14 protein-coding genes are annotated in these 18,268 nt (G+C 73.2%); 12 read left to right on the top strand and 2 right to left on the bottom strand.

The window, feature by feature from the left end; genetic code table 11:
• Nucleotides 1-107: 107 nt before the first annotated feature.
• The 5 genes from Pdca_RS03330 (at nt 108) to Pdca_RS03310 (ending at nt 5,694) form a co-directional block, all read left to right on the top strand.
• Nucleotides 108-1,997, top strand: a complete 1,890-nt coding sequence (locus Pdca_RS03330; protein WP_085916179.1) for a propionyl-CoA synthetase — start codon at nt 108-110, stop codon at nt 1,995-1,997.
• A 146-nt stretch (nt 1,998-2,143) separates the two neighbouring features.
• Nucleotides 2,144-2,440 (top strand): hypothetical protein, encoded by a 297-nt coding sequence (locus tag Pdca_RS03325; RefSeq protein WP_085916180.1) that lies wholly within the window; start codon nt 2,144-2,146, stop codon nt 2,438-2,440.
• Between the two features lie 98 nt (nt 2,441-2,538).
• The gene (locus Pdca_RS03320; RefSeq protein ID WP_085916181.1) at nt 2,539-2,730 is read left to right on the top strand and encodes a ferredoxin; all 192 of its coding nucleotides are present in this window, start codon (nt 2,539-2,541) and stop codon (nt 2,728-2,730) included.
• Nucleotides 2,731-2,818: 88 nt separating this feature from the next.
• Entirely contained in the window at nt 2,819-4,453 is a 1,635-nt protein-coding gene (locus Pdca_RS03315; protein ID WP_373865548.1) for an acyl--CoA ligase family protein, read from the top strand.
• A gap of 47 nt (nt 4,454-4,500) precedes the next feature.
• The gene (locus Pdca_RS03310; RefSeq protein WP_085916182.1) at nt 4,501-5,694 is read left to right on the top strand and encodes an MFS transporter; all 1,194 of its coding nucleotides are present in this window, start codon (nt 4,501-4,503) and stop codon (nt 5,692-5,694) included.
• Between the two features lie 180 nt (nt 5,695-5,874).
• Here the strand turns inward: Pdca_RS03310 and Pdca_RS03305 are convergent, their stop codons facing one another.
• A complete protein-coding gene (locus Pdca_RS03305; protein ID WP_085916183.1) occupies nt 5,875-6,867 on the bottom strand; it encodes an MmpS family transport accessory protein in 993 nt (330 codons plus the stop codon).
• Between the two features lie 192 nt (nt 6,868-7,059).
• Between Pdca_RS03305 and Pdca_RS03300 the strand changes: the two genes are divergently transcribed.
• The 4 genes from Pdca_RS03300 to Pdca_RS03285 all read left to right on the top strand — a co-directional run bounded on the left by Pdca_RS03300 (nt 7,060) and on the right by Pdca_RS03285 (nt 11,048).
• A complete protein-coding gene (locus Pdca_RS03300; RefSeq protein ID WP_085916184.1) occupies nt 7,060-7,740 on the top strand; it encodes an SDR family NAD(P)-dependent oxidoreductase in 681 nt (226 codons plus the stop codon).
• 58 nt (nt 7,741-7,798) lie between these two features.
• Nucleotides 7,799-8,626, top strand: a complete 828-nt coding sequence (locus tag Pdca_RS03295) for a serine hydrolase domain-containing protein (RefSeq protein ID WP_085916185.1) — start codon at nt 7,799-7,801, stop codon at nt 8,624-8,626.
• A 110-nt stretch (nt 8,627-8,736) separates the two neighbouring features.
• The gene (locus Pdca_RS03290) at nt 8,737-9,456 is read left to right on the top strand and encodes a response regulator transcription factor (protein ID WP_085916186.1); all 720 of its coding nucleotides are present in this window, start codon (nt 8,737-8,739) and stop codon (nt 9,454-9,456) included.
• Entirely contained in the window at nt 9,453-11,048 is a 1,596-nt protein-coding gene (locus Pdca_RS03285; RefSeq protein ID WP_085916187.1) for a GAF domain-containing sensor histidine kinase, read from the top strand. The genes Pdca_RS03290 and Pdca_RS03285 overlap by 4 nt, the downstream gene beginning before the upstream one ends.
• Before the next feature lie 68 nt (nt 11,049-11,116).
• Here Pdca_RS03285 and Pdca_RS03280 read toward each other — a convergent pair whose 3' ends face one another.
• Nucleotides 11,117-12,019 (bottom strand): alpha/beta fold hydrolase, encoded by a 903-nt coding sequence (locus Pdca_RS03280; RefSeq protein ID WP_085916188.1) that lies wholly within the window; start codon nt 12,017-12,019, stop codon nt 11,117-11,119.
• A 705-nt stretch (nt 12,020-12,724) separates the two neighbouring features.
• On the opposite strand from Pdca_RS03280, the gene hrpA reads away from it, so the two are divergent.
• The 3 genes from hrpA (at nt 12,725) to Pdca_RS03265 (ending at nt 18,268) form a co-directional block, all read left to right on the top strand.
• Complete coding sequence (hrpA, locus tag Pdca_RS03275) at nt 12,725-16,540, top strand: ATP-dependent RNA helicase HrpA (RefSeq protein ID WP_232021395.1); 3,816 nt, start codon at nt 12,725-12,727, stop codon at nt 16,538-16,540.
• A gap of 45 nt (nt 16,541-16,585) precedes the next feature.
• A complete protein-coding gene (locus tag Pdca_RS03270; protein ID WP_085916190.1) occupies nt 16,586-16,972 on the top strand; it encodes a VOC family protein in 387 nt (128 codons plus the stop codon).
• A 93-nt stretch (nt 16,973-17,065) separates the two neighbouring features.
• Nucleotides 17,066-18,268: an acyl-CoA dehydrogenase family protein gene (locus tag Pdca_RS03265; RefSeq protein WP_085916191.1), complete on the top strand. Its 1,203-nt coding sequence runs from the start codon at nt 17,066-17,068 to the stop codon at nt 18,266-18,268.

Raw genomic sequence — 18,268 nt, 5'->3', positions numbered from 1 at the left:
CACCCGGACGCGGGAGGCTGCGAACTGTCGGGGGCAGCTCCTAGTGTCGTACCCCACGGACGGTGGCCGGTGCGGGTCGCCGGGAGCAGGAGAGGGAGGCGGGGCACGTGGCCGGCTACGAGGAGATCTTCCGTTCCAGCGTCGAGGACCGCGCGGGCTTCTGGCTCCGCGCGGCCCGAGCCCTGGACTGGCACGTCGCACCCACCACCGCGCTCGACGACTCGAACCCGCCGTTCTTCCGCTGGTTCCCCGACGGCGAGCTGAACGTCGCGCACAACGCGCTCGACCGGCACGTCGACGCCGGGCACGGCGACCGCACCGCGCTCGTCTACGACTCGCCGGTCACCGGCAGCCGGCGCAGCTACACCTACGCGCAGCTGCGCGACGAGGTCGCGACCTTCGCGGGTGTGCTGCGCGATCTGGGCGTCACCCGCGGCGACCGGGTCGTGATCTACATGCCGATGGTCCCCGAGGCGGCGATCTCGATGCTGGCCTGCGCGCGGCTCGGGGCGGTCCATTCGGTCGTCTTCGGCGGTTTCGCCGCCAAGGAACTCGCGGTCCGGATCGACGACGCGGGCCCGAAGGTCGTGGTGTCGGCGTCCTGCGGGATCGAGGGCAAGCGGGTCATCGAGTACAAGCCGCTGCTGGACAAGGCGATCGAGCTGTCGGACCGCAAGCCCGACGCGACGGTGATCCTGCAGCGCGAGCAGGCCACCGCCGAGCTGGGCCCGATCGACGTCGACTGGGCCGAGGCCGTCGCGAAGACGACCCCGGCCGATCCGGTGCCGGTGCGCAGCACCGACCCGCTGTACGTGCTCTACACCTCGGGCACCACCGGCAAGCCCAAGGGCGTCGTGCGCGACTCCGGCGGCTACGCCACCGCGCTGGCCTGGTCGATGCCCAACATCTACGACGTCGGCCCCGGCGAGACGATCTTCACCGCGTCCGACGTGGGCTGGGTCGTCGGCCACTCCTACATCGTCTACGCACCGCTGCTCGCCGGCGCCACGACCGTGCTCTACGAGGGCAAGCCGGTCGGCACGCCGGATGCCGGTCAGTTCTGGCGGGTCGTCGCCGAGAACCGGGTGAAGTCCCTGTTCACCGCACCGACGGCGTTCCGGGCGATCAAGAAGGAGGACCCGGAGGGGACCTTCCTCGCGCAGCACGACGTCTCCTCGCTGCGCTACCTGTTCCTGGCCGGCGAGCGGCTCGACCCGGAGACCTACCGGTGGGCCTCCGACCTGCTCGGCATCCCAGTGATCGACCACTGGTGGCAGACCGAGACCGGCTGGCCGATCGCGGCGAACCCGGCGGGCGTCGAGCTGCTGGAGATCAAGCCCGGCTCGCCGACCCGGCCGATGCCCGGCTGGGACGTGCAGGTACTCGACGAGACCGGCCGGCCCGCGGAGCCCGGCGTCGACGGCGCGATCGTGGCGAAGCTGCCGCTGCCGCCCGGCGCGTTCCCCACCCTGTGGAACGACGACGAGCGCTACGTGAACTCCTACATGCAGGCGTTCGACGGCTACTACCTGACCGGCGACGGCGGGCACATCGACGCCGACGGCTACATCTTCGTCATGGGCCGCACCGACGACGTGATCAACGTCGCCGGGCACCGGCTGTCCACCGGCGGGATGGAGGAGGTGCTCGCCTCGCACGCCGACGTCGCCGAGTGCGCGGTGATCGGGGTCGCGGACACCATGAAGGGCCAGATCCCGCGCGGGTTCGTGGTGCTCAAGTCCGGGGTCGACGCCGAGGCCGAGGGCTACGAGAGCCGGCTGCGCTCCGAGCTGGTCCAGCTGGTCCGCGACCAGATCGGTGCGGTCGCGTCGCTGAAGGACGTGGCGATCGTCCCCGCCCTGCCCAAGACCCGCTCCGGGAAGATCCTCCGCAAGACGATGCGCGGGATCGCCGACGGCGCCGACGAGGCCGTCCCCTCCACGATCGATGACGCGTCGGTCCTCGACACCCTCCGGCCGATCCTGCGCAGGGAGTGACGCCTTTCAGGTGGTCCACGCGGGCCTTCCTTGACCTCACCGGGCCGGGCCGGTAACGGCCCGGCCACGTCGGCCGATCAGCTGACGACGGCCGCACCCGCTCCCCCGCATCCCCGCGCGGTCGTCGACCGACGTGGAGGTTCGTCATGGACGGGACCCGCACCCGGCTCGTCGCGCTGGCCGGCCCGCTCGCCCTCGGCGTCGTCCTCGGGATCGCCGCACTGCTGGAGTCCCCCTCGGACCGGCCGGCCGTCGCCATCCCGGAGTCGGCCGACAGCCGGCCCGCCACCACCGCGGCGACCGCCGCGAGCGCGCCGGCGATGCTCGGCCTGCCGCCCACCACGCCGCGCTCGGAACCGGCCCGCGAGGCCAGCGCGAACCCGGCCCCGGCACCTGCTCCGGCCCCCGCCCCGGAGCCGGCGCACACCGCGTCCGGGCACTGAGCGACCCTCGCCGTCGCCGTCAGCACAGGGAAGCATAACCGCAGGTCAGGGCATCCTCAGTCGTGCACGCGAGGCCGCCCGGGGGCACCATGGACCCCATGAAGGTCATCGTGGATTTCGACCGCTGCGAGAGCAACGCGGTGTGCATGGGTGTCGCCCCCGAGGTGTTCGAGGTGCGGGACGACGACTACCTCTACATCCTCGACGAGAACCCGGCGGAGGCGCTCCGCCCGAAGGTGGAGGAGGCGGCACGGAGCTGCCCCAAGGCCGCCATCACGATCGAGGGCTGACCGGGCGCGCCCCCGGCGTCCGGCAGTTGCCGCGCCGGGGCACGGCGACGAGTATCGCGGCAGAGCACCGCCTGCGAAGGAGCCGCCCGTGACGCACCAGGACAACGCCATCGCCGACGTCTGGACGACGCCGCTGACCCCGCTCGCCTTCCTCGCGCGGTCGGCGGACGTCTTCGCCGACCGGACCGCGATCGTCTACGGCGACCGCAGGCACACCTACGCCGAGTTCGCGGCGGAGGCGACCCGGGTGGCGCACGGGCTGCGCGCGTCCGGCGTCGGCCCCGGTGACCGGGTGGCGTACCTGCTGCCGAACGTGCCGGAGATGCTGATCGCGCACTTCGCGGTGCCGCTGGCCGGTGCGATCCTGGTCGCGATCAACACGCGGCTGTCCACCGAGGAGGTCCGCTACATCCTCGACCACTCCGGCGCGACGGTGCTGGTGGTCGACAACGTGCTGTACGAGACGGTGCGTCCGGTCGCCGATGAGCTGACGACGGTCCGGGAGATCGTCACGGTGACCGATCCGGCGGCGCCGGGCGACGGCGCCGGGTCCGGCACCAGCTACGCCGATCTGCTGGCCCGCGGCTCGGACGAGCCGCTGCCCTGGGCGGTCGACGACGAGCGGGCCACCATCACGATCAACTACACGTCCGGGACGACCGGCAATCCCAAGGGCGTCGAGTACCACCACCGCGGTGCGTACCTGAACTCGTTCGGCGAGATCGTGCACTCGTCGCACTCCGCGGACAGCGTCTACCTGTGGACCCTCCCGATGTTCCATTGCAACGGATGGTGCACGCCCTGGGCGGTGACCGCGATCGGCGGCACCCACGTGTGCCTGCGCGAGGTCCGCGGCGACACCATCTGGCAGCTGATCACCGAGCACGGCGTGACGCACCTCAACGGGGCGCCCACCGTCGTCACGACGATCATGAACTCGCCGGCGGCGGTCACCCTCGACTACCAGCTGGTGGTCACGACCGCCGGTGCTCCGCCGTCGCCGACGACGATCCTGCAGATGGAGCGGATGGGCTTCCGGATCGTGCACGTCTACGGCCTCACCGAGACCTACGGGCCGTACACGGTGAACCAGTACCAGCGGGACTGGGACGCGCTCGACGGCGAGGAACGGGCCCGGTTGCAGGCCCGCCAGGGCGTCGGGATGGTCTGCGCCGACCGGGTCCGGGTGGTCGACGAGCAGATGAACGATGTCCCGCGCGACGGCGCGACGATGGGCGAGATCGTGATGCGCGGTAACAACGTGATGAAGGGCTACTACCTGGACCCGGAGAAGACGGCCGAAGCGTTCGCGGGTGGCTGGTTCCACTCCGGCGACCTGGGAGTCGTGCATCCGGACGGCTACGTCGAGCTGCGCGACCGCGCCAAGGACGTGGTGATCTCCGGCGGCGAGAACATCTCGACCGTCGAGGTCGAGCAGGCGATCGTGTCGCACGACGCGGTGCTGGAGGCGGCGGTGGTCGGCGTCCCGGACGAGAAATGGGGCGAGGTCTGCAAGGCGTTCGCTGTGCTCAAGCCGGGACACACCGCCGAGCCGGCCGAGCTCATCGAGCACGTGAAGTCCCGGATCGCCCGCTACAAGGCGCCCAAGCACGTCGACATCGTCGACGAGCTGCCGAAGACCTCGACGGGCAAGGTGCAGAAGTTCGAGCTGCGCGAGAAGGAGTGGGCCACGCACGGCGGCGCCTCCCGCATCCAGGGTTAGGTCACGTTCGTTCGAGGTGGAACGGCCAGTCGGTTAGCATTGCTCAAGTGACTGTCGCGAGCAGGCTCCCGGTGCCCACCCCCGCGGGGCCCTCCGCGTTCCGGGTGGCCGCCGGGGCGGTGACCGTGACCACGGTGTCGGTGCTGCCGGTGTTCCTCACCGGCGCACTGGCCGTCCAGCTCTCCGCCGATCTCGGATTCGACCCGGCCGGCCTCGGCCTGGTCGTGGCCCTCTACTTCGGGGTCAGCGCCCTGTTCTCGCTGCCCGTCGGGATGGTCGTCGAACGGGTCGGATCTCGGCTCACCAGCCGGATCGCGGTCGCCGGCGCCGCGGTGCTGATGGCCGTCATGGCGGTGGGCGCGCGGTCGTACTGGTCGCTGGTTGCACTGCTGCTCTGCGGGGCGTGGTGCAACGTGATGGGCCAGCTGTCGTCGAACCTGACACTCGCCAGGACGGTGCCCGCGCACCGGATGGGGCTGTCGTTCGGCGTCAAGCAGGCGGCGATCCCGGCCGCGACCCTGCTCGCCGGACTCTCGGTCCCGGCGATCGCACTGACCGTCGGCTGGCGGTGGGCGTACGTGATCGGCGCGGTGCTCGCGCTGGCCGCGCTGGCCGCCTGCCCCCGTGCGGACGCCACCCCGCCCGCGCGACCGGCGAAGGGCGACCGGGCCACCGGCGCGCTCGCCGTGATCGGCGTGGCGGCCGGGCTGGCCGCCGGGACCGCGACCGCGCTGGGCATCTTCCTCGTCGCCTCCGCCGTCGACCGGGGCATCGATCCCGGTCTGGCCGGCCTCATCCTGACGATGGGCAGCATCGTCGGGCTCTCGGTCCGGATGCTGCACGGCTGGCTGGCCGACCGGCGCAGCGGCGGGCACGTCGCCGTCGTCGCGGGCAGCCTCGCCGCGGGCGCGATCGGATTCGTGCTGCTCGCCGTCCCCGGCACCCCGGCCCTGGTCATCGGCGTCGTCCTGGCGTTCGGGCTCGGCTGGGCGTGGCCGGGACTGCTGCAGTTCGCGGTGGTGCGGCTGAACCCGTCCGCCCCCGCCGCGGCCACCTCGATCGTGCAGCTCGGCGTCTACGCGGGCGGGTTCGCGGGACCGATCCTGTTCGGCTGGCTGGCCACGCACGAGGGTTTCCCGGTGGCCTGGTCGTTCAACGCGGGCGTGATGCTCACGTCGGCCGTACTGATGCTCGTCGGACGGCGGATGCTGCTCTCGCACGCGCGTCGCGCCGGCGGCTGAGCGGGTTCCACGACGGCCGAGCCGGGTCCACGACGGCTGGGCGGGTTCCACGACGGCTGAGGCCCTCCCCGGATCTCCGGGGAGGGCCTCGTCGTGCACCGGGCCGCGCTCGTGCGTGACCACCGGGTGCCGCCGTCGGCGGCACCGCTGCGCGCGGGTCGGCGCGCGTGTGGGGAATCGTCAGGTGCCGGAGCAGGAGACGACTGCGTACGGGCCGGAGCTGGTCGAGGAGGTGATCTCCTCGCCGTTGCGCAGGATCCGGCAGGTGATCTCGTCACTGCCACCCGAGTCGGACTGCGCGACCAGCGAGAGCGGCTGGAAGGACAGCGCACCCGCGTCGAAGGTGACCTCCGTGGTCCACGGGAGGGCGACCCCGTTCGCCTGCTCCTGACCGAAGTTCTCGTCCTTGATGTAGGTCACGCTGCCCGCACCACCGGAACCGGTGACCTCGTAGGTGATGACGTCGCCGTCCGCCGCGGCGACCGGCGCCGCGGGGGCGGCCGCGGCGTCGTCGGACGCCGGTGCCGTCGCCGCCGGAGCGGCCGCGGAGATGTCCGATGCCACCGACGCGAACGCCGAGACATAGACCAGGCAGACCAGCAGCCCCAGCGCCGAGAGCACCGTCCCGGCGATCGCGACGCCCCGGTTGTTCGCCTTCCCGCGGCTCACCCGCACGATCCCCAGCACACCGAAGATCAGGCCCAGGATCACCAGCGGCCAGGCGATCACCCCGACGAACGGGATCAGCGAGAACAGCAGCCCGAGGATGCCCAGCACCAGGGCGGTCGTCCCGAACCCGTTGCGCGGCAGCTCGACGAGGGCCTGCGGGCCGGAGCTGCCCCGCTGCTGCGGGACCGCGGAACGCTGAGCGGCCGTCGGCCACGCCTCGGTACCGGCCGGCGGAACCGGCGCGCCGGGGCGGGGGTTCCCGTACGGCGGGCCGCCGAACGGCACCTGCGGGTGGCCGTCGTAGTACGGGCCGGGCTGCCCGGGCGGGCCGTACTGCGGGGCCTGCGGATGTCCGGCCCGCTGCTGCGGGCCGGTGTGCCGCGGGTCCGGCCCGTACGGCTGCTGCTGCGGCGGCGGGTACTGGCCCTGGGCGACGTGGCGGGGGTCCTGCTGCGGCGGGCCGGGCTGGGCCGGGGCGCCGGAGGGGTTCTGCGAGGTGGTCACGCCATCCGTGTCGACCGGGTCCCGTCGGCCGTGTCACCGATCCTCTCGGTCTCAACAAAGTTGACGACCAATTCGGCCTCCGATCACCCGTTCAGGCGACCATGCACTGCTGGGTGGCAGCACGCAATGAAGACCGGACGGCCGCATCGGCCACCGCGTGCCCTCGGCATGCCGGGGTGCCACGATGCCGGGATGAGTCACACCGTTGTCGTCACCGGCGCTGCCGGGGCACTGGGCCGCGCCGTCGTGGAGGAGTTCCGGGCACGCGGGCACCGGGTCGTCGCGCTCGGCCGGCCGGGGCCCGGGCTCGACCGGATCGCCGCCGACGGCGTCCATCCGATCGGCGTCGATCTGACCGACCGCGGGGCCGTCGGCGAGGCGTTCGACCGGATCGACGACCTCCCCGGAACCGTCGGCACGTTGGTCGCGGTGGCCGGCGGCTACGCGCCCGGCGGACTCGCCGATGCCGACCCGGACACCCTGCACGGGCTGTTCGACACCAACTACGCCTCGGTCGTGTGGGCGGCGCAGGCCGCGGCCCCGCGGATCGCCGGCGCGGGCGGCGGCGCGATCGTCACCGTCGGGGCGAAGGCCGGTGCCACCGGACCGGCCCAGCTCGTGCACGGCACCAGCAAGGCCGCCGTGCACCGGCTGACCGAGCTGCTCGCCGACGAGCTGCGCCCGCAGCGGATCCGGGTCAACGCGGTGCTGCCGTCGGTGATCGACACCCCCACCAACCGGGAGTGGATGAGCGACGACGCGGTCGCCCGCGCCGTCACCCCGGCCGCGATCGCCCGGGTGGTCGCCTTCCTCGCCGGTCCGGACGCGGCCCCGATCTCCGGCGCCCTGATCCCCGTGCACGGCGACTCCTGATCCCGCCCCCACACGGCTGCGAGGATGGCCGCATGAGTACCCGACCGCTTCCCCTGTCGTGACCGGACTCGCACCGGCGGTACGCCGGGTCCTGGACTGGCCGGTCGACCACGTCGCGGCCACCGTCGTCGCCGCGGACGGCGCCGTGCTCGCCGAGGCCGGCGACACCGACCGGGAGTTCCCGCTCGCCTCGGTGACCAAGCTGCTGTCCGCCTACGCCGTGCTCGTCGCCGTCGAAGAAGGCGCTCTGGACTGGGCCGACCCGGCGGGCCCCGAGGGCTCGACCGTCCGGCACCTGATCGCGCACACCTCCGGGCTGGCCTTCGACAGCGACCGGATCCAGGCCGCCCCCGGCGAGCGCCGGATCTACTCCAACACCGGGTTCGCCGTGCTCGCCGACGCCGTCGCCGAGGCCACCGGGATCGGTTTCGCCGACTACCTGCACCAGGCCGTCTGCGAGCCGCTCGGCCTGAGCCGGACCAGGCTGGAGGGCGCGGCCGGCGCCGGCGCGGTCTCCACCGCGCAGGACCTGTCCCGGTTCGCCGCGGAGCTGCAGGCGCCCCGGCTGCTGGATCCGCGCACGGTCGCCGAGGCGACCACCGTCGCGTACCCGGGGCTGGACGGGCTGCTGCCCGGCTACGGCCGGCAGAAGCCGAACGACTGGGGGCTCGGTTTCGAGATCCGCGACGGGAAGTCGCCGCACTGGACCGGCGAGGCCTCCTCGCCCCGCACGTTCGGCCACTTCGGACAGTCGGGGACGTTCCTGTGGGTGGATCCGGCGGCGGGGTTCGCCGCCGTCGTCCTCACCGATCGGGACTTCGGGCAGTGGGCCGTCGACGCCTGGCCCGCCTGGACCGACGCCGTCCTCGCCGCGCAGCGGGCCTGACCGGGCACCTGCCCCGCCGCGGCCGGTCGCGCACGTCGCCGCCGCGCCGGTCGCGCACGTCGCCGCCGCGCCGGTTGCGCACGTCACAGTGCGCGCGGGACGATCGCCGTGTGACGGCGTGGTCGGCGGGTTCGGCAGGCTCCACCGTGCTGGTCGTGGACGACGACGAGCGCGTCCGCACCCTCGTCACCTGGCAGCTGGAGGCCGACGGTTTCGCGGTCGTCGCCGCCTCGGACGGCGCCGCCGCGCTGGACCGGATCGCGGCCGACCGCCCGGATCTGGTCGTCCTGGACCTGTCGCTGCCCGGCGTCGGCGGGTTGGACGTGCTGCGCCGGGTCCGCGGGGCGGAGAGCGCCCGCGGCGGGGCCGCGCTGCCGGTGATCGTGCTGTCCGGGCGCAGCGGCGAGACCGACCGGATCGTCGGTCTCGATCTCGGTGCCGACGACTACCTGGTCAAGCCGTTCTCCCCCGGCGAGCTCGCGGCGCGGGTGCGGTCGGTGCTGCGCCGCTCCGTGCCGGCCCGGCTCGACGACGCGGCCGGACCGGCGAGCGGGCTCCGGGTCGACGAGCCGACCCGGGAGGTGACCGTCGACGGCGTCCCGGTCGAGCTGACCGCCCGCGAGTTCGATCTCCTCGCGTTCCTGGCCCGGCACCCGCGGCAGGTTTTCAGCCGCGCCCAGCTGCTGGAACAGGTGTGGGAGGCGGCGCCGGACTGGCGCAGCGAGGCCACCGTGACCGAGCACGTGCACCGGTTGCGGCACAAGCTCCCCGGCGGGGACCGGATCCTGCGCACCGTCCGCGGCGTCGGCTACCGGCTGGAGAGCGGATGATCGGAACCGGAACCGCCTTCGATCTCGACCACGCCGACACGGTCGTGCTGCTGCAACGGCAGACCGAGCTGCTGGAGCGGATCGCGGCGGGCACCGCACTGCCCGAGGTGCTGGGCGGGATCACGGCGGCACTGGAGTCGCTCGTCCCCGGCGCGCGGTGCTCGGTGCTGCTGCTCGACGAGGCCCGCAGCACGCTGCACCACGGTGCTGCCCCGTCGCTGCCGCCGGAGTACTCCTCGGGCATCGACGGGATGACGATCGGTGCCGAGGCCGGCTCCTGCGGGGCCGCCGCGTTCCTGGGCAGTGCGGTCGTCGCCGAGGACATCGGGACCGACCCGCGCTGGCGGGGGTTCCGCGAGCTCGCCGCCCCGCACGGTCTGCGGTCGTGCTGGTCGTCCCCGATCACCGGCCGGGACGGCGTGCTCGGCACGTTCGCGGTCTACCACGACCGGGCGCACCGGCCGTCCCCCCGTGAGGAGCGCCTGGTCGGGCGGCTGACCCATCTCGCGTCGGTCGCGATCGAACACGCCGGGCTGTACGGAGCGCTCGCCGAGAGCGAGGAACGGTTCCGGCGCGCGTTCGCCGACAACGCGACCGGGATGGCGCTGACCGCACCGGACGGCACCGTCACCGAGGCCAACCGGGCACTGACCGAGCTCCTCGGGCGCGACGTCCGCGGCAAGACCGTCGGCGACGTCCTGGTCCCGGCGTCGGGCGGCGAGGCCAGGGCCCGGCGGCCGGACGGCACCGAGCTGGAGCTGGCCGTCACGGCGTCGGAGATCCGAGGTCCGGACGGCCTGCCGGTCCAGCTGTCGGTCGCCGTACTCGACCTGACCCAGCGCCGCGCCGCGCTGCGCGAGCGGCAGGCCCGGCACGAGGCCGAGGTCGCCCGCGCCGCGGCGGAGGCGGCGAGCCATGCCAAGTCCCGCTTCGTCGCCGCACTCGGCCACGAGCTGCGCACCCCGCTGCAGGCGATCTCCGGGTTCGCCGAGCTGCTCGGCACCCTCGACCTGCCGGCGGACCGGCGCGACGCGGCACTCGAGCACATCTCCGGTGCGACCACCCACATCCTGTCGCTGGTCGACGACGTCCTCGACGTCGCGCGGATCGAGGCGGGCGCGCTGCCCACGCAGCCGGTGGATCTCGACGTGCGGACACTCGCCGACGAGGTGCTGGAGCTGCTCCGGCCGATGGCGGACGAGCGCGGCGTGACCCTGCACCACGACGGCGGCGCCCCGGTGACCGTCCTGGCGGATCCCCGGCGGCTGCGTCAGGTGCTGATCAACCTGGTCGGGAACGGCATCCGCTACAACCGGCCGGACGGCCGGGTGGCGGTCACGGTGACGGCCGGGGCGACGGTCCGGCTCGTGGTCCGGGACTCCGGCCGCGGCATCCCCGAGGGGACCGCCGACCGGCTGTTCGTCGCGTTCGACCGGCTGGATCGCGACGAGCCCGGCGACGAGGGGGTCGGGCTCGGGCTGCCGCTCGCCCGCGGTCTGGTGGAGGCGATGGGCGGCTCGCTCACCCTCGACTCGGTACTCGGGACCGGGACGAGCGCGGTGGTCGTGTTGCCCGCCGCGCCGCACCGCTGACCGGCGCCGTACCGACCGGTTCGCTGTCGGCCGATCCGATCCGGACGGCCCTGGCGCGGGGTGCGTGTTCAGGCCGCCCCCGGGTGCGCGGTGCCGGCGAGCAGGGCCCGGACCTCGGCGGCGAACTGCTCCGAGGCCTCCAACTGCGCCCAGTGCCCGCACCCGGGCACCAGGACCAGTCGCGCGGCGGGCATCGACCGAGCGGCCCGACGGGAGCCCTCCGGATCGACCATCGGATCGTCGGCGCCGTGGAAGAACAACGCGGGAACGTCGATCCGGCCGACCTCCGACTGGAGATCGTTGCGCATCGACCGCGGTCCGAGGGTGGCCCGGTTGTAACGGAGGTACCCGAGGAATGCGCCCGGCCGCCGCGCCTCCCGCAGGAACTCCGCCAGCACCTCGGGCGGCAGGCTGTCCGGATCGGACACCACGCCGCGGACGGCGGACTGGACGAACGAGTTCGCCGTGCGGGACAGCGCGAGCAACACGCGTTCGGGCAGCTGCGCGGCCAGCCACGCCGCGAACTGGGTGAACCGGTTCCGCAGCACCGGGATCAGCCCGCCCGGCCCGATCAGCACCAGCGCCTCGACCAGCTCCGGATGCCGGAGCGCGAGATTCAGCACGACGTCGCCGCCCATCGACACTCCGACGGCGACCACCCGGGTCAGTCCGAGCCGGGCCGCCACCCGGGCTGTGAGGTCGGCCGTCCGCCGCGGGTCACCGACCGGATCGATCCCGGTGGTCCCGCCGAACCCGGGGAGATCGATCGCGAACACCTCACGGTCGACGCCGAACGCCTCGAACGCGTGGAACCAGGAGATCGCCGCATTGTCGGTGCCGCCTCCGTGCACCAGCAGCAACGGCGTGCCCGCGCGCTCCGGTTCGGGCACGGTGACCGAGCGCAGCACCCGGACCCGGCCGCCGTCGATGTCGATCGTGCCGGTACCGGAACCGGCCGGGACCAAGGTCATGACGCCCCCCGTGACTCGATGACCAGATTAGCAAAACTGGTCACAGATCGGACGACAATACCCGTACCGGGCCGGATCGACGCGGGGCCCGCACCGTCCCGGATCTCTCCCGGTCCCGACTCCTGCGCCGGGAATGATCCGGCGCAGGAGCCCGTTGGAACGACTGTCCGAGCCGGGCGACACGAGTCCCCGGGCCGCAACAGATAAAAGCCGCCGCGGAATACCGTCCGGCAGGAGCCGCGGTGCGCCACTCGCCGCGAGGCGACCGGCGCCCGGTTCGGACACCTCATCGAACCCGCCGACCCCTTGTCGAAAACCGCTTGCTCGCCGCTGCGAGCCCGATCACCATGGTCGGCGTCCGCCCGGTCCCGGGCGAGCAGGCACACTGAGTGAACGATGTCCAGCGAACCCGCCCCGTCCGCCGACGACCGTCCCGCACGCGGGACCGGTAGGCCTCCGCGTCCGCGCCGTCCCCGCAGGGACCCCGCCGACCGGCAGCCCGACATCAGAACCCTGTCGACCAACGACGAGGCCGCAGCACAGGCCGCCCCCGGGACGGAGGGCGCCGCGCGCGGCCGACCGGCCCGTGAGCAGCAGCGCCGACCGCGCCGCCGCGGGCCGCGGGGCCGGAACGCTGCCGTCACGGCGCCCGGCCCCACCCTCGTGGGTGGTCGTGGCGGTCCCGATCGCGACGACCACCCACGAGTGGCACCGCCCATCAGCTATCCCCCGACGCTGCCGGTCTCCGCGCGTCGCGAGGAGATCGCCGAAGCCATCCGGGACAACCAGGTCGTGATCGTGGCCGGCGAGACCGGCTCGGGGAAGACCACCCAGCTCCCGAAGATCTGCCTGGAGCTCGGCCGCGGCGTGCACGGCATGATCGGCCACACCCAGCCGCGCCGGCTCGCCGCGCGCACGGTGGCCGCCCGTATCGCCGAGGAACTGGGGGTCGAGCTCGGCAGCACGGTCGGCTGGAAGGTCCGGTTCACCGACCAGGTCGGCGACGCGACCATGGTCAAGCTGATGACCGACGGCATCCTGCTCGCCGAGCTGGCCGGCGACAAGAACCTGCGCCGCTACGACACGCTGATCATCGACGAGGCGCACGAGCGCAGCCTCAACATCGACTTCATTCTCGGGTACCTGACCCGGCTGCTGCCCCGCAGGCCCGACCTGAAGGTGATCATCACCTCGGCGACGATCGACCCGGAGCGGTTCGCCCGGCACTTCGGCGGCGAGCAGGCTCCCGCACCGATCGTCGAGGTGTCCGGCCGCACCTTCCCGGTCGAGGTGCGCTACCGCCCGGTCGTCGATCCCGACGACGCGGACGCCGATCCCGACCGGCAACTGGACGACGCGATCGGCGACGCCGTCGTCGAGCTGCAGCGCGAGGGTCCGGGTGACGTGCTGGTCTTCCTCCCCGGCGAGCGTGAGATCCGCGACGCGGCCGAGGCCCTCGAACGGCGCAACCTGCGCGGCACCGAGATCCTGCCGCTCTACGCCCGGCTGTCGACGGCCGAGCAGCAGCGGGTCTGGCAGTCGCACACCGGCAACCGGGTGGTGCTCGCGACCAACGTCGCCGAGACGTCGCTGACCGTCCCCGGCGTCCGCTACGTCGTCGACACCGGTACCGCGCGCATCTCCCGCTACTCGCGCCGGCTCAAGGTGCAGCGGCTGCCGATCGAGAAGATCTCCCAGGCCTCGGCGAACCAGCGCTCCGGCCGCTGCGGCCGGACCAGCGACGGCATCGCGATCCGGCTGTACTCCGAGGACGACTTCGACGCCCGCCCGGAGTTCACCGACCCGGAGATCCTGCGTACCAACCTGGCGTCGGTCGTGCTGCAGATGATCGCGCTGGATCTGGGCGAGATCTCCGAGTTCCCGTTCGTCGAGCCGCCCGATCGGCGCGCCGTCGCCGACGGCCTGGACCTGTTGCACGAGCTCGGCGCGCTCCGCCCGGACCGGCGCTCGCTGACCGCCGTCGGGCACTCGCTGTCCCGGCTGCCGGTCGATCCGAGGCTGGGCCGGATGCTGGTCGAGGCACATCGCAACGGCTGCCTGCGCGAGGTGCTCGTCATCGCCGCGGCGCTGTCGGTGCAGGACCCGCGTGAGCGGCCCACCGAGCAGCGCCAGGCCGCCGACGACCGGCACCGCCGGTTCACCGTCGACGGCTCGGACTTCCTGGCGCTCCTGCGACTCTGGGACCATCTCGGCGAGCGGCGGGACGCGCTGTCGGGCAGCAAGTTCCGCCGGGAGCTGCGTGAGGACTTCCTGCACTACCTGCGGGTGCGCGAGTGGTGGGACCTGCACGGGCAGCTCCGCCAGGCCGCCCGCAGCGCGGGAATGGACCGCAACGACCCCGATTCGCGCGCAGCCGGCACACCGCCCGTCGACGAGCCGCTCGACGCCGGGCGCGCCGACGTGATCCACCAGTCCCTGCTGGCCGGACTGCTCTCCCAGGTCGGCATGCAGGATCCGCTCGCCGAGAAGAACGCCCCCGGCAAGGCCGCCGCGAAGAAGGAACGCAAGGGGCCGAAGGACTACCTCGGCGCCCGCGGGGCGAAGTTCGCGATCTGGCCCGGTTCCGGGCTCGCGAAGAAGCCGCCGCGCTGGGTGATGGCCGCCGAGCTCGTCGAGACGACGAGACTGTGGGCGCGCACGGTCGCGCCGGTGAAACCGGAGTGGGTCGAGCCGCTCGCCGGACATCTCGTCAAGAAGACATATTCGGAACCGCGCTGGTCACGCAAGCGCGGCAGCGCCGTCGCCACCGAGCGGGTCACCCTGCACGGGCTCCCGCTGGTCGCCGACCGGACCGTCGCCTACGGCCGGGTCGATCCCGAGGTGAGCCGCGACCTGTTCCTGCGGCACGCACTCGTCGAGGGCGACTGGGAGACCCGGCACGCGTTCTTCCACGCCAACCGCGAACTGCTCGACGACGCCGAGGAGCTCGAGCACCGGGCCCGCCGCCGGGACCTGGTGGTCGACGAGGACACCCTGTTCGCCTTCTACGACGAGCGGGTGCCGGCCTCGGTGGTGTCCGGCAAGCACTTCGACCGCTGGTGGTCCGAGGAGGCGCGGCGCAGCCCCGATCTGCTCGACTACTCCGAGGAGCTGCTCACCACCGAGGCCGCGCGCGGCGTCGATCGCGAGCAGTACCCCGACCACGTGGCGGCCGGTGGGCTGTCGCTGCCGCTGTCGTACGCGTTCGAGCCGGGCCACCACACCGACGGCGTGACCGTCGACGTGCCGGTGGCGGCGCTGCACCAGGTCGATCCGACGCCGTTCACCTGGCAGGTACCCGGCCTGCGGGAGGAACTGGTCACCGCGCTCATCCGCACCCTGCCGCGGAACCTGCGCCGCAACTTCTCCCCCGCCCCCGACCATGCCCGCGCCGTGCTGGGCCGGCTGCGCGAGCACACCGCCGAACCGCTGCTCGACGGCCTGGAGCGCGAGCTCGGCCGGATGCGCAACGTCGAGATCCGGCGGGCCGACTGGGAGCTGGACCGGCTCCCCGACCACCTCACCGTCACTTTTCGGATTCTTGACGAGAACGACGTGGAGCTGGCCCGCGGCACCGACCTGGACCGGCTCCGGCGCGAGCTGGCGCCGAAGGTCCGGGAAGAGCTGGCCGCGGCCGGCACCGGGATCGAGGCCACCGGGCTGACGTCCTGGACGATCGGCGAGCTGCCCCGGGAGCTGCCGATCCGGCGCGGCGCGCACGTCGTCACCGGATACCCGGGCCTGCGTGACCGCGGCACGACGGCCGACGTCCGGGTCTACGCGACCGCCGCCGAGCGCGATCCGGCGCACCACCGCGGGGTCCGGCGGCTGCTGCTGGGCAACACGCCGAGCCCGGCGAAGCAGGTGCTGCGCGGGCTGGACAACCGGGCGCGGCTCGCACTGTCCCGCAATCCGCACGGCTCGCTGGACGCGCTGCTGGACGACTGCACCACGGCCGCCACCGATCACCTGATCGGCCGAGGCGGCGGTGACCCGTTCGACGAGCCGCAGTACCTCCGCCTCGCCGAGCTGCTGCGGATGCGGCTGCCCGCGACGACGCTGCAGGTGCTCGACGCCGTCCGCGGGGTGCTGGAGGTCTGGCACCGGGTCGGGGCGGCGCTCGCCGACCTGCGCGGCCCGGCCGCCCGGGACGGCGTCGCCGACGCGACCGTGATCATGAACCGGCTGGTCCGTCCCGGCTTCGTCACCGACGCCGGCGCCGTCCGGCTCGGCGACGTCAAGCGGTACCTGCAGGCCCTGGAGGTGCGGCTGGAGAAGCTGCGCACCGAACCCACCCGGGACGCCCGGTGGACCGCGGAGATGGCGCCGGTCGAGGCCGAGTACCGCGGCCTGCTCGTCGCCCTGCCGTCGGGGACGGAGCCGTCACCGCAGCTGCGCGAGATCGGCGCGATGATCGAGGAACTGCGGGTGTCGCTGTACGCGCACCCGATGAAGACCCGGTACCCGATCTCCGTGCAGCGGGTCGAGCGCGCGATCGACGAGCTGCCGCCGCCCGCCTGAGAAAACCGGCGGAGACTGTCGGGGGTCGGCGGCACACTCCATCCCATGAGCACCGACGCACCCATCGCCAGGTTCGCACTGTTCGCCCTGGACTGCCCGGAGCCGCTGGAGCTGGCCCGGTTCTACTCCCGGATCACCGGCTGGCCGATCGCCGAGCAGACCGACGCCGACTGGGTCGAGCTCGACTCCGGTGGCGCCGGGCCGACGCTGGCGTTCCAGCAGATCACCGAGGGCGGGTTCACCCCACCGGAGTGGCCGGGCCAGGAGCGCCCGCAACGGGGCCACGTCGACTTCGACGTACCGGATCTCGAGGCGGGTGAGGCCGCCGTGCTCGCCATCGGGGCACGCAAGCACCCGACCCAGCCGATGCCGGACAGCTTCCGGGTCTACCTCGACCCGATCGGCCATCCGTTCTGCCTGGTCAAGGCCTGAGCCCGGGCGGGGAGGGGCCGCGCGTCACCGAGCGGAGCCGGACCGGTGGTGTGAAGATCGGCGTCGACTCCGACGGCGAGGGGGCCGCGCACCATGTCCGCACCGACCACTCCGTACACCGAGCTCGGCGAGGCGCTGGGGACCGACTTCTTCTCGGTGCGCGACCAGTTCACCGAGGAGCAGTGGCGCCGGTTCGCCGACACCCGCTCGTTCGTCGACAGCGAGGTCCTGCACGACATCAACGACTACTGGGAGCGGGCCGAGCTGCCCTGGCACCTGTTCCGCAGGCTGCCCGAGCTGGGGATCGTCGGTGAGGACATCAACGGCTACGGCGCCGCCGGGATGAGCCCGCTCGCGCTCGGCCTGGTGCACATGGAGCTGCACCGCGGCGACGGCTCGCTGGGCACCTTCCTCGGTGTGCACGCGGGGCTGGCGATGAAGGCGATCGCGATGTGCGGCTCCGAGGAGCAGCGGCAGCGCTGGCTGCCCTCGATGTCCACGATGGACAAGCTCGGCGCATTCGCGCTGACCGAACCGGACCACGGATCGGACTCGGTCGCGCTGGAGACCACCGCCACCCGCGACGGCGACGGCTGGGTGCTGCGCGGCTCCAAGCGCTGGATCGGCAACGGGACCGTGGCCGACCTGGTGATCGTCTGGGCCCGGGACACCGACTCCGGTGAGGTGCTCGGCTTCGTCGTGGAGACCCCGGCGGAGGGCTACTCGGCCACCGTCATCCCGGGCAAGGTGTCGCTGCGCGCGCTGTGGCAGGCCGACATCACGCTCGACGGTGTCCGGGTGCCCGACGACAACCGGCTGGCCGGCGCCCGCACCTTCGCCGACTGCGCCGCGGTGCTCGCCACCACCCGCAGCACCTGCGCCTGGATGGCGCTCGGCCACGCCACCGCAGGCTACGACGCGGCGCTGCGCTACGCGACGGAGCGCGAGCAGTTCGGCAAGCCGCTCGCCGGGTTCCAGATCGTGCAGCAGCGGCTGGTCCGGATGCTCGCCGACCTGACCGGGATGCAGCTGTACTGCATGCAGACGGCCCGGCTCGCCGAGGCCGGGAAGCTCTCCCCGACCGTCGCCGGCCTGGCGAAGATGCACAACACCCGCACCGCCCGCTCGATCCTCGCGGAGGCCCGCGACCTGCTCGGCGGCAACGGGATCCTGCTGGAGCACCACGTCGTCCGGCACTGGGCGGACATCGAGGCGATCCACACCTTCGAGGGCACCGAGACGATCCAGACGTTGATCGTCGGGCGGGACATCACCGGCATCGGCGCCTTCGTCTGA

Source organism: Pseudonocardia autotrophica (assembly GCF_003945385.1).
GTDB lineage: Bacteria > Actinomycetota > Actinomycetes > Mycobacteriales > Pseudonocardiaceae > Pseudonocardia > Pseudonocardia autotrophica.
The sequence above is the reverse complement of the archived record's forward strand: the minus strand, read 5'-3'. Positions and strand labels throughout refer to the sequence as shown.